The sequence below is a fragment of the Pseudanabaena sp. UWO311 genome (assembly GCF_006937785.1).
Classification (GTDB): Bacteria; Cyanobacteriota; Cyanobacteriia; order Pseudanabaenales; family Pseudanabaenaceae; genus Pseudanabaena.
Genome location: NZ_SJEE01000015.1, coordinates 15,763 through 28,064, shown reverse-complemented (window position 1 = coordinate 28,064; position 12,302 = coordinate 15,763). Strand labels below are relative to the sequence as shown.

Sequence of the window (12,302 nt, the reverse complement as noted above, 5' to 3'; positions counted from 1 at the left end):
GTGCTATGCAAAAGTAGCGCGACGCGCTACTTTTGCATTTGGTTAAAATTCAAAGTCAAAAGCAGGTTCGGCACGTAACTTACCTAAGCCTAATTCTTTATCGTCGATGATCTTGATTTCGTAATAGCCCAAAATATGATGTGGGGCAGGATTGCCACGCGATGCACCAGTAATACCCATCGCGATAATTACACAGATATTGCCTTTGGTATTTTTGGCGCGTTGTTTCCAACGCTTGTGATGTTCACCATTGAGAGTGGATTTATCAAATTCACCGAATAGATGTAAGTCATCATTTCCCATCACCATTAAACCAAGCTGACAAGCATTACCAAAGATATCTTCGGCAGGATTGAAACACAAAGACTGGATACCATCAAAACTATTGATTTCTTCGATTAATTCCAGTGCTTTGGGTCGTGAAGTCTGGATCATCAGCCCTGGGAGACCTTCACCTTTTTTTGCTGGTGCGATCGCGGTGATTGCGTCAGAAAACTGATGATGAATGTCGGCATTCCGTAAAAACTCTACCTGTTCCCAAGGGATTGTCATCATATGGATGAGGGCATTATCTGGCCAGAGATCTTCATTGATTAGTGGTGAATCATCATCATCATCATCTTCTTCTTCAACTAACTGATGTAACTCATCAGCCAGATCTGGCATGGTTTTAACGATAACCTTAATCGCCTCTTCAACATCACTATCAAGGTTTGGAGCATAAACTGTGTAAGTGCCTGATAGCTTGCCAAAATTGGAGTTCAAGCGCTTACGGTACTGTTCCCAAAAGCTATTTAGGGCTTCTAGTGCAACTGTTAAAGCGATCGCCTCTTCATCATAGAGATAGGGTCTACCGCCTTCTAATGGGTGCAAAGCTCCATAGATCGGTTTCATCGGTGTGGTTGCCGTAGGCAAAGCCCTAACCTTGCCTCGAAATGGAAATGGGGGAAAGTCATCTTCCATTTCCAACTCAGGCGTTTCAAAAAGATTAAACAGGCAGTCTTGATGTAAAAAAGTCTCTTCGATCTCATCTTCAGAGTTGCCTGCAACAATACGCTGTCGAAATTTTACCAACGACTCTTCGGAGCGATAAAAAATCACACCCTGTTCTAAACCCATCTTGCCCATGACGATCGCATAAAGAGTGTCGAGATCCCAATGATCAAGCTTGATGGAAATTACTTGATGATCCCAAAGTATATTCCAAGGTGCATTTTGCCATAGCTGTTCAGACTGTTTATGTAAAGCCGCCGCAAATCTTTCTGGCACAACTGGCGGATTTGCCGTAAAACTTTCCAAAATATGCGAAAAAATCTCGTCAATCAATGGCAAGCGTTCGACATATTCAACAGATATTCCTAAGTCTTGTAGTACACCGCGCAAATAAAACTGGAGCTCGCGATCGCATACTAAAATCTTCTGGGGCAAGGATGGCTGGGCAGGACTTTGAGGATGCTCGATTGCTTGCAACAAAGCACGAACAAAGGCTTCTTGCCCCACAGCTGATTCAACTACGTCCATAGAACGCACCATTCCCATTGAACCATCTACCCACAAAATACAATGGGGTTTAGACTCTTCATCATGACCATGAAGAGGAATAATATTAGAAGAGTCTTGCGGCTGGCGGATCTTAGCGGGCAAAGCCCGACGATCACCTTCCCAAACCGCAGATGACTGCTTGAGTTTTTTAAGGCGACGAAGAGTAGATCTGTTTAGCGTAGTCATCGAAAATTTTCTCTAGATTTGCCACTCCTCAAGAAATTTATCAGAGTGCATTGATCGATTTAACTACGATATGGTTAGAAATTGCTAGATTTGATCAGAAAATTATATCAATCTCTAGTTAGAACTTAGTCTAAGGAGATTTAATCCTCTCGATTTTCTAGGTTTTAACGATACAATAAGTTCAAGGTAGTTTTTAAAAGTATTCCTTTGCAACACTTTTAAAAACTACCTTGAATCCCTTTTGCTAGCAAAAGGCTGTAAAAAATAAATCTAAATTATATTGCTGCATTTTTATGGACGAGCTAAAACCGATTCTCAATGAGTTCTTAGGGCAACCCGTTGCATTTTTTGGTGGACTCGTTTCGGGCTTTCTCAAGCTCGATCTCCAACAAGATCCTTTAAAGGGTTGGCTAGAAAAGCAGGGAGCAACGCCGAGCACGGTCGCTTCTAGTAGCAATAATGGCAAAAATGACGGGCCGCAATCTATTTCGATTGACTAAATAAAATCTTAATTAAGTAGCTAGGCATAATTAATTACAAAGCAAAGCCCGTAAAGTTTCGCCCCGCAGGGGCGAAACTTTACGGGCTTTAGTGATTTATTTTGTACAAGTACTTAATCAAGAAGATAGAGGAGGTGCAAAGCACTTCCTCTATTTTCTTGATTGCCACAATATTAGACAATAGGAATAGCCCAAGCGCTACCCCTATTGTTTATGAGATACAGCTTATGTGGTTTCCCTATCTCTTGCTTGCGATCGCCTATCTTTTAGGATCATTCCCTACAGGTTATTTAGTAGGGCGGATGGCGGGTATTGATATTCGTGAACTTGGCTCAGGCTCGACAGGAGCAACAAATGTATGGCGCAATGTCGGCAAGTTAGCAGGAATCAGTGTATTTGTGACCGATTTCACTAAGGGCGCGATCGCAATTTACATGATGCAATCAGCAAATTACTTACAAGCGCTCTCAGCTTCAACTTTTGGATATACTCAATTACCAATTACCGATAATTTATCGCTGTTCGTAATTGGGGCAGGGATGCTTGCCTTAATTGGTCACAGCCGCCCAGTTTGGTTGGGATTTAAGGGCGGTAAGTCAGTGGCGACAGGGGTAGGTATTTTGTTTATGTTGAATTGGATTGTCGCGATCGCGGCTTTTAGCGTTTGGCTAGCGACAATGGCGATTTGGCGCATAGTTTCGATTAGCTCAATTTCGGCAGCAGCAGCAGCTCCTATTTTGATGTGGACATTACAAGGGAATATAGTTTATTCAAGCTTTGTAACGGTAGGCTGCATTTTTGTAATTTGGTTACATCGATCTAATATCGAGCGCATTCTCAATGGCACGGAGTTCAGCTTTAAGTCTGACTCAAATGCATAAACCAAGAAGCTAGTGGCGGCAAGCCCCACCACTAGCTTCTTGGTTTATGCGCGTCTACAGCAGCGCAAGAGATAGGTAAAAACCAAAGGAAAAGGGGCAGTGCTTTGCGCCGCCCCTTTTCCTTTGGTTTTTATGTCCTATGTAAAACTTAAATTAGTTATAGCCAAAAAACTAAAATAGGCAAACCGTACTTAGTTTAACGGGACAGATTTTTTCAGTGATTGGATTGCCTCTGAGCCAAAGTGCAGTCAATTTAGTCAAACTCGCTAGCGACTGAACATCATTAATTTGATTGTTGTCAAGACCAACTCCACTCAAATTAGTCAAACTCGCTAGCGGCTGAACATCATTAATTTGATTGTTTCCGAGACCGATACCTCTCAAATTGGTCAAACCTGCAAGAGGTCTAATATCATTGATTTGATTACTGTAGAGGTAGAGGTCAATCAAATTAGTCAAACCTGCGAGGGAAGTAATGTCACTGATTTGATTGTTGTTCAGTAAAAGATCCGTCAAGTTTTTTAAACCCTTTAATGGCTTAATATCTCTGATCTGATTGTCTCCAAGGTAGAGAACGATTAGTTTAGTCAAGCCTGCTAGAGGTTTTATATCGCTGACTTTATTGCGAGCAAGACTGAGTTTAGTCAAGTTCGTTAAGCCCTCTAGTGGTTTAATATCAGTAATTTCATTGATGCTAAGATAGAGTTCAGTCAAATTAGTTAAACCTGCTAAAGGCTTAATGTCACTGATTTGATTGTATTCAAGATAAAGTACTGAAGATGGTCTGTTAAGCTTTGCCTCAGCTAGCTTACAGTCTTGTGTGTCGGCTTTCTTTAGTAATACTTCAACTGTCTTTCTAGTTTCATTAGGCAGGGTATTCTTTTGTAGACACCATTGCTCAAAGCTTTGATTATTAGTTGGGACTGCCTCTGCTTGGAAGGATGGAAATGATAGCAGAAGTGTGGCAGTTGAGAGAATACTTAAGGCTAAAGGGAATTTCATATATACTCCGATTTTCTGGGATTTTATCGCATCTCTAGAAATGCTTGTGCGATTGCGGATGGATTGTAGTGTGACGGCGATCGCATAGCTAAAGACAAAACCATTTCAAGAATTAAAAATCAAACCCAGTCAAGTTTTTAGGTCTACAAAATGGCATTGCCATTTTGTGGATTGAGATAAGATCATTATGCCCAATCCTCTATGTTGTAAGCGTACAATCAAGGTATGAAATTTTCTACATTAGTCATAATTGTTGGTGCGATCGCTCTTCCTTTTGCATTCTTTGCCGTAAAAAAAGCCATGTCAGCTCCTCTACCCGTTGGATTTCCTGCCCCTACGACTCATAACACAATTGAAGTCAAGCAATATCCTGCATATCGCTCAGGAACCTATACCTATGAAGGCAACCTTAGCGAAGCAACCAGTAATTCCTTTAACCCACTATTTCGCCATATCAGTAGTAATAACATTTCTATGACTTCCCCTGTGGAGGCGCGTTACCCGATCGCTACTATCGATCAGCCCATACAACAAGGTAAAGCTAAGGTTTCATTCTTGTACAACAATAATGGAATCAATCCCCAGCAAGTATCTTCTGATATTCAAGTAGAAGATCACCCACCAATGCTAGTTGTCAGCCTCGGCATACAAGGAGCTTATGGCTATGGAAGCTACCCAGAACATATTGCGAAGTTAAAGCAATGGTTAGCAAATCATCCAGAGTATGAAATCGTTGGTGAGCCAAGGGAATTTCTCTACGACTCGCCCTACACTCCTTCGCCATTAAAACGACGCGAAGTCCAAATTCCCATTCGCAAGCGATAAACATTCAAATCCAAAACCAGAGTGTAAGTCGCCCGCCTAGCGGGCGACTTACACTCTGGTTGACAAGGTTACTTATTGCTTTTGAGGCGTAGTAGTTCTACTTCTTCGGGCATTAATGACCAACCTAAAGCACCAGCATTTTGTTTAGCTTGATTGGCATTCTTCGCACCAGGGATAGGAATTACATTGCCTTGAGAAATTAGCCAATTCAAGGAAATCTGAGCAGGAGTCTTATTGTATTTTTCAGAGAGGTCTTTTAGCGCTGAAAATAGAGGTTCTAGCTTTTGCAAACCTTTGGGACTAAAGCGAGGATCGATACGCCGCGCACCTTGCAATGATTTGACAGTCTCAGCCGTATATTTACCCGTTAGCAGTCCTTGAGCCAGTGGACTGTAGGCGAGAATAGTCACACCCAATTGTTTAGCCTTTTCGAGAACACCATTCTGTTCAATTTGTCTAGTTAATAGAGAATAAGGAACTTGATTTACTGCTAGAGGAATACCCTTCTCGGCAAGATATTGATGCGCTTGAGCCATCTGATCCGCCGAATAATTGCTCACTCCCACCGATTGAATTCTACCTTTTTTAACTTCGGCGGCAAGAACTTCCATAAAGTCTTTGGTCTTGAGTATAAATTCTAAAGGCCAATGAATTTGATAAAGACTAATTTGCTCAGTTTGTAGACGTTCTAAGCTGGCCGTTAGAGCATCCGCGATCGCAGATTGATTCCATCGCCAAGGGAGTGGAAAATACTTGGTTGCGATCTGAACAGGTTGAGAAGTTTGCTTACAAAACTTACCAATTAAGCGTTCTGACTCGCCAAATCCGTAAACTTCGGCAGTATCAAAAAAAGTAACTCCTGCATCAACAGAAGCTTTAAATGCTTCAGCCACGTCGTCTGCCCCAAAGTCTTTTCCATAAGCCCAAAACATGGTGTCACCCCATGCCCATGTTCCTACACCTAGGGCTGTTACAGTTGGGCCATCGGCTCCGAGCTTGATAGTTTGCATATGTCTTCGATTAAACTTTTCTAAATGATTATAGCAATCACCAAAAAGAGAGAGGCGGCGCTTTGCGCCGCCTCTCTCTTTTTTCTAGCTAATTCAAGCATTGCTATATAGCGATCCTAAATGAGTTATAAGATTTGGAGGGTTGTGAGAGTGTGCCCCTTCGGGGCGCACACTCTCACAACCTATTTAGGATTGCTATAGTTTGCAATTAGTTTGTCAAACCATTTCTCTAGGCGATCGCCCCATACTTCTAGAGAATATTCTGCTTCTACTTGTTGCCGACAGGTAAAGCGATCGATTTGGTCTAATTGCTCAATTGCCTCAACTAAACCTGGTACACTTCCCATTTTTACAAGAAACCCTGTCTTGCCGTGTCGAACAATCTCCTTCAGTCCACCACTGCTATAGGAAATAACTGGCACTCCGCAAGCAAAAGCCTCGATTGCAGCATTACCAAAGGCTTCAATCCAGCGGGGAGTCATTAATAAAGCGCTACATTGCCCCAGCTTTTGCTGTAATTCACCCGTAGATAGAAATCCTTCGTAATAAATCTCAGCTTTTGGGAAAGAAGTTTGAATCTTTTGCCAATAGCCTTCATCTTGAATCAATCCAAATACATGTAAAGGTAATCCAGTACTTTGTGCAGCTGAGGCAGCATCTTCTAAGCCTTTCTCTGGAGAAATGCGCCCTACCCATGCAAGGCTTGGATTGTCTGGTTTAGCAACAAAATTATATTGCGTCACATCAATCCCCTTACCCATAATCATCAGGCGATCGCCATGGCTAAAAGTGTCAGCACAGGCGCGAGTATTCACCGCGATCGCATCAGGACAAAGCTGTGAGGTTTTGGACACCATCGCATCCATCACTGGAGACAGTGACGACATACTGATCCAATGTGCGATCGGGCGATTGAAAAATGGGGTGAGGTATAGAGGTAGCCAATCGTAGGCAAAGTTAAATAATAAATCGCATTGATGTTGCGATTCTCTAGCATAGCTCCACATATTTTCGAGAACCGAGTTCTGGGGAATTACAACCATATCCGCACCAACTTGAGTTTGGGCTGAGACTTGGATATTACCAGCAATTTGGGTAAGCTTGGTGACATTGGTGACTGAACCTTCGGGCGCAACGATTTCCACTTGATGCCCTTTTGCCATCAGTGCCTTAGCTGCATTTTGCAGGGTCAATTCCACGCCTCCACCGATTCCTGATCCTAATGCTCCGACAGGAGTAGATAGAAATAGCAATCGATAATTTTTATTAGTCATAGAACCTACGCATCAATTATGAAATGTAGAGGCAATTCATGAATTGCCTCTATAATTTGCTTTTAAAGAATAAGGTAGCGCTTTGCGCTGCCTTATTTTATTTCATCCCGATTAAGCCCTTAGTAAGTCTTTTAATGGCGGCTCCAGCAACATCACGATAACGCATCTCACCGCAGAGGATTTTACCCATACGTTGACTGGCACTGGGGCGCTTCACTCCCATCTTGTAACCAAAACTAGGGATGCGATAGAAAATATTGGCAATGCGTTGCGCCCATACCATGTCTTCCCCCCATTCCTCTTGGACTTTGAGCGTATATTGCTTGAGCGCATCAGAGTTACCGCCGATCGCCTCATCAATTGCCTGACCTGCATACATGCCAGTTAAGAGCGATGGACGAATACCTTCAGCAGTGAAAGGATCGACGATACAAGCTGATTCACCTGTAAGTAGAGCATTTTGAGTATGAAGTGGTTGATTGCCATCCCATAGACAAATCGGATGTCCAAATTGCTTCATGGAAGTAACATTAATTCCAAATTCTTGAGCATATTTAGCGGCAATCTCCTTCAGATTTTGCTTTTCGCCACCAATAAATGTTCCTGCACCGATGGAATATCCATCAGCTTTAGGAAAGTTCCAAATATATCCATTTTGAACGGAGCCAAAATCAAAATGAGCAGCACTAGTATCAGGATGAGGATGTGGGGCTTCGACTTCGAGGGCTGCTCCCATGCGACGCTTACGATCTTTAAATCCTAGCCATTTTGCCATGGAGCCTTTTGCCCCATCAGCGGCGATCACATATTTGGCTTCAAAAACATCATTTTCGGTTTTGACTAACCAGCGATCGCTTTTCCACTCAATTCCTGTAACTCCAGTATTATCGCGAAGCTCAACCCCTAGTTTTTGGGCTTGCTGCACAAGATAATGATCAAAAACATCGCGGCGTACCATCCAGACAGGTTCTTTAGTTTCTAGGGCGACGAGTTCAGGATCGCCCATTTGCCATGTATAGCGAATTTGTTGAACAGTCAGAGAAACTGCTGGCGAAAAGTCAAAGTCAAACCATTCCTGCACCATCGGCGAAACGCCACCACCACAAGGTTTATAGCGAGGCAGGCTCTCTTTTTCGAGTAACAAAACCGAACGTCCTCGTTTTGCCAAATGATAGGAGGCTGAACCACCAGATGGGCCTGCTCCCACAACAATGCAGTCGTACATAAGAAAAATTGTTTTTAGGTGAAAGTACAAGAAAATCCCTTAGATTTTACCCCTAAAAAGTAAAGTAACGTGCGATCGCACTGCTTGTTTTGATTTTGGCTGAATCAATAAAGCTGCTACGATCGCCTGTTTAAAATATCCTTTGCCATTTTCAAGAAATAATCTGGACTAGATGCAATATCATCATTTTTGCTACGCGAACCACCATTAGAATCATTAGTCTTTTGGGCAATATCAAGATCCGAAAGAACCACTGGCGTAATGTCGAGAGTATTGGGGGGCAGAACTTCATTTTGAGCAGGAGACAAAGCTTTGGGAGTATATAGCAAATATAAAATGCGATCGCCTTTTTCCCATAACATATCCGCAGATACAATTTGTAACTGCCCTTTGCGCTCAAACAGCAGTGGCAGTAATATCCCAGCATTAAACATCGTATTAAAGCGATTTAATTGCTCTTCAAGTTCTTCTTCAATAAGTAGAAATTCCCCAACTCTCACTTCCCTTTGCAAAATATATTGATTCCAAGTTTTAATCGGAACACGAGCGCTAAAAGCTTGTTGGACTTCGGGTTCACCATTGCGATCGCCTTCAGCATCTTTGATATAAACTGCAAATACTTTAGGCGGATTGAACTCCTTCGCCGCGATTTGAGCAATTACGATATTCACATCGGTATTAATCGTCAGCGCCACAAAAGTCCCTACCGAGTCTAATCCAGCTTCAGCTAAAGATTTCGCATCCAAGCCATTGCTCACAAAAGCTGGGATATCGTATTCAGCAGCTTGCTTGCAAAGCTCAGCACTCGTATCGATAAGTGCCACACGCTGACCATTCGCTTGAAATAGCCTCGCTACCAAAATCCCAATTGGATTACTTCCCACAACCACCAATCCTGAAATATCAGGTTGATTTAGTCCTAGGAGCTTCGCCACAAATTTCGCAGACAGTCCTTGCAAAAATACAGTCATTGCAATAGTTAGGAAGACTAAAGCCTTAATTGATTCACCACCGTTGACTCCCCGTTCGGTTAATAAAATCGAAAAGAGCGAAGCAACAGAAGCAGCAACAATTCCTCTAGGCGCACACCATGATAGAAAAGCTTTTTGCCGCCAAGTAAAGCTGCTATTCCATGTGCTGACAATCACATTGATCGGACGGACAATGAACATCAGAAAGAGAACTGTCTGTACACCACCCCAACCCAGTGCAAAGATACTAGGAATGGAGAGATTTGCAGAGAGTAAAATAAATAGAACTGAAACTATTAGAGCCACAAGTTGGCTCTTAAATTTCAGTAAAGCACGACTATTGGGAATTTCAGAAGCCCTTAACACAATTCCCATTAAAACAACTGCTGTTAGTCCAGATTCACTTTGGATTTTTTGAGCAATACCGAATAGTCCTAATACTGCTGCGACTACCACCGCGCTTTTGGTGTCTTCAGCTAGAAAGGCAGCCCGTTGCAAAAATTTACCCAATAACCAACCCGCGATCGCACCGAGCACTCCGCCAATACCTAGCCGCAATCCTAGATCACTGACGACCGCAAAAGCGCCAGATGTCGGATTTAACGCAACATCAAGAACGACAACGGCAAGCACTGAACCGATCGCATCAATTAATACGCCTTCCCCCTCAAGAATCGTAGCAAGGCGGCGATCAAGTCCAACCTCTTCGATAATTGGATTAATAACCGTTGGGCCTGTCACCACCACTAAAGCTGCATATAAAAAGGCGATCGTCCAAGGGAATTCACTCAACCAATAGGCAGCAATCCCCCCGCCTATTAAAGTAATCAAAGTTCCAATTGTAATTAAATTGCGTAAACTCGCCGAGACTTTGCCAAGCTCTTTTAGTTGGAGGTTCAGTCCACCATCGAACAAAATTAGCGCAACAGAAATCGATACGATCGCCTCTAACCCATCCCCCAATAATCTTGGCTGTACTAAATTTAAGCCATTCCCTCCCAAAGCTACTCCAAAAATCAATAGAAATACAATACTCGGCACACGAAATAAATTCGCGATGACACGAGCAAAAACTCCTGCGGCGATCGCAATAATTATTAGTAGAGAGAGGGAGCCTTCCATAAGATAAATCTCAATAGAAAGGATTGTCGCGCAGCGACAACCCTCTCTAATCTAAGGATACTGACAGCGTAAAATTAAACTGAGCCTCAAAAGGCTGCTTCTTATAGTCAAGACTCCACAGCTCTAGGGTACATGGATCATTGGGCTGTCTGGGTTTGAGTTGCAATGAGCAAGCCCGAGTCTGAGGGTTGCAAACTACTCGAATAGAAGCGATCGCCCCAATCTGGCGACGATCAAGGGCTGTAGCTATTCGTAAAAATGTACTTCCTTGACGCACAAATACTTTCAGTCGCTCACTATCTAAGCGTTGGAAATTATCATGTTTTTTCTTCGGCTCACTCTTGCGGTGATAACGTGCAAGATTGGCGATCGCCTCAATCTCTGACTCGGTATAGCCTAATAACTCACCATTGCGAATTAAATAATAGGAATGCTTATGGTGCGCATCATGGCTAACGTGATGCCCCGCATTATGCAGCATTGCCGCCGCCCATAACAAATGTCTTTCATCATCGCCCCATTCATGGAAGATCCCCTTGGTCTGATCAAATAAACTTAAGGCATGTTCAGCGACCTGTTTAGCATATTTAGTATCAATACCATATTTATCCGCAAGCTTGAGAATACTGCGATCGCGAACTGTACTTTGATAGCGCCAGCCATCCTCGATATAGCCATGACGGATCATCCAATCCACCACCAAGCCTTCGCGCAAGGCTCGCTGACAGAGCATGATTTTGGGAATTCCCAATAAACGCATAGTCTCTAAGAGGACAATTGCTCCCGCTAAGATAATCTCGGCACGCTTTTGACGCACCATAGCTGTGCGTTCTTCTAAATTCGCTCGGCGTAACCGCCAAACAATATTTTCTAAATCTGCAAAGGGAAGCTCATAACCTTGGAGAGGATTTGGAACTAGTCCCAATTTTTCTTTGGCATGGAGAGATATCAAAGTCTCAATCGTTCCTGATGTGCCGATCGCCTTTAACGTCTTGTCCTCAAGCTTATCTTTAAGCAAACATTTTAAGTCATCGGTAGGACGCTCAATTGAACCAAGAATATAACCCAATAAGCGATCGTATTCTAGTTGCGAAATCGGATCTGTTTTAACAAATAAATCAGTTAAGCGGACTGCCCCAATTTTAGTACTACTCAGATGTAACGGATCGCGACCATCACCCAAGATCATCTCTGTCGAACCTCCACCAATATCAATCAGCAGATGCGGCTCATCTTTGAGTTCCATCGCGGAGATCACACCTAAGTATATGCGTCTGGCTTCTTCTTGCCCTGAAATCACTTCAACATGCAAGCCTAATTCTTCATAAATGCGGCGGATAAAATCATGCCCATTTGGAGCCTCACGGGTCGCACTAGTCGCCACAGCCACAATCTCTTCAACTTTAAAAGTGCGGCAGATTTCCTGACATCGCTTCAGAGCTTCCAGCGATCGCTTCATCGCATCTTCGGTCAAATTTCCTGTGAGGGCACAGCGCTCTCCTAGCCTTACTGTTGCCTTTTCTGACTCAATTACGCTAAAACTAGGTATCGAAGTCTGAATTTGCACAATTACCATATGAATGGAGTTTGTACCAACATCGATCGCTGCTAGGGTTTTGACATCTGAAGTCATGAGCTGTTTCCGCGAAATTAATTACAAACCCCAATTTATAAGGTTGCGCCTCGCAGGGGCACAACCTTATAAATTGGAATAAATTATTTTGTACAAGTACTTAAGTCATGGTAAATGAAAACCTGTAAGAA

General features: G+C 42.9%; 10 protein-coding genes. 3 read left to right on the top strand and 7 right to left on the bottom strand.

Going from position 1 to position 12,302, the window contains the following annotated elements; genetic code table 11:
* Nucleotides 1-42: 42 nt before the first annotated feature.
* On the bottom strand, nt 43-1,728 hold the full coding sequence (locus PseudUWO311_RS12820; RefSeq protein ID WP_142655633.1) for a DUF6930 domain-containing protein: 1,686 nt from the start codon (nt 1,726-1,728) through the stop codon (nt 43-45).
* A 293-nt stretch (nt 1,729-2,021) separates the two neighbouring features.
* Here PseudUWO311_RS12820 and PseudUWO311_RS12815 point away from each other — a divergent pair, with 293 nt between their 5' ends.
* On the top strand, nt 2,022-2,228 hold the full coding sequence (locus tag PseudUWO311_RS12815; RefSeq protein WP_190303485.1) for a hypothetical protein: 207 nt from the start codon (nt 2,022-2,024) through the stop codon (nt 2,226-2,228).
* Between the two features lie 227 nt (nt 2,229-2,455).
* Entirely contained in the window at nt 2,456-3,109 is a 654-nt protein-coding gene (gene plsY, locus PseudUWO311_RS12810; protein ID WP_190303484.1) for a glycerol-3-phosphate 1-O-acyltransferase PlsY, read from the top strand.
* Between the two features lie 171 nt (nt 3,110-3,280).
* Here plsY and PseudUWO311_RS12805 read toward each other — a convergent pair whose 3' ends face one another.
* Nucleotides 3,281-4,111: a leucine-rich repeat domain-containing protein gene (locus PseudUWO311_RS12805; protein WP_142655630.1), complete on the bottom strand. Its 831-nt coding sequence runs from the start codon at nt 4,109-4,111 to the stop codon at nt 3,281-3,283.
* Nucleotides 4,112-4,336: 225 nt separating this feature from the next.
* Between PseudUWO311_RS12805 and PseudUWO311_RS12800 the strand changes: the two genes are divergently transcribed.
* Nucleotides 4,337-4,936: a heme-binding protein gene (locus PseudUWO311_RS12800; protein WP_142655629.1), complete on the top strand. Its 600-nt coding sequence runs from the start codon at nt 4,337-4,339 to the stop codon at nt 4,934-4,936.
* A gap of 68 nt (nt 4,937-5,004) precedes the next feature.
* Here PseudUWO311_RS12800 and PseudUWO311_RS12795 read toward each other — a convergent pair whose 3' ends face one another.
* From PseudUWO311_RS12795 to PseudUWO311_RS12775, 5 genes are all read right to left on the bottom strand, one after another.
* Complete coding sequence (locus tag PseudUWO311_RS12795; protein WP_142655628.1) at nt 5,005-5,946, bottom strand: aldo/keto reductase; 942 nt, start codon at nt 5,944-5,946, stop codon at nt 5,005-5,007.
* 182 nt (nt 5,947-6,128) lie between these two features.
* Nucleotides 6,129-7,220 carry a glycosyltransferase gene (locus tag PseudUWO311_RS12790; RefSeq protein WP_142655627.1) on the bottom strand — a complete coding sequence of 364 codons (1,092 nt, stop codon included), beginning with the start codon at nt 7,218-7,220 and terminating at the stop codon, nt 6,129-6,131.
* Between the two features lie 97 nt (nt 7,221-7,317).
* A complete protein-coding gene (locus tag PseudUWO311_RS12785) occupies nt 7,318-8,445 on the bottom strand; it encodes a geranylgeranyl reductase family protein (RefSeq protein WP_142655626.1) in 1,128 nt (375 codons plus the stop codon).
* A 116-nt stretch (nt 8,446-8,561) separates the two neighbouring features.
* Complete coding sequence (locus PseudUWO311_RS12780; RefSeq protein WP_142655625.1) at nt 8,562-10,538, bottom strand: cation:proton antiporter; 1,977 nt, start codon at nt 10,536-10,538, stop codon at nt 8,562-8,564.
* A 46-nt stretch (nt 10,539-10,584) separates the two neighbouring features.
* On the bottom strand, nt 10,585-12,171 hold the full coding sequence (locus PseudUWO311_RS12775; protein ID WP_142655624.1) for a Ppx/GppA phosphatase family protein: 1,587 nt from the start codon (nt 12,169-12,171) through the stop codon (nt 10,585-10,587).
* Nucleotides 12,172-12,302: the final 131 nt, after the last annotated feature.